The organism is Parazoarcus communis SWub3 = DSM 12120 (genome assembly GCF_003226565.1).
GTDB lineage: Bacteria > Pseudomonadota > Gammaproteobacteria > Burkholderiales > Rhodocyclaceae > Parazoarcus > Parazoarcus communis.
On record NZ_QKOE01000178.1, the window covers coordinates 1 to 255 of the forward strand.

A 255-nucleotide genomic window follows, 5' to 3' on the forward strand; every position below is an offset into this window, starting at 1 on the left:
CCCCGAAGTTCGTGAGCGCGCCGTGCGCATGGTGGCCGAATGTCGTGGCGACCATCCGTCGCAATGGGCGGCAATTGAATCGATCGCCGCCAAGATCGGCTGCACCTCGCAGACCTTGCTGACCTGGATGCGTCAGCATGAGCGAGATTCCGGCCAGCGCGAGGGGCCGACCACCGCGGATCAGAAGCGCGTCAAAGAGCTGGAACGCGAGGTCCGTGAGCTTCGCAAGGCCAACGAGATCCTCAAGCTTGCCAG

1 protein-coding gene is annotated in these 255 nt (G+C 63.9%); it reads left to right on the top strand.

Annotation, left to right across the window (positions count from 1 at the left end):
• Nucleotides 1–255 (top strand): transposase (locus tag DNK49_RS23630; RefSeq protein ID WP_165843448.1); only part of this gene is annotated, 255 nt, incomplete at both ends.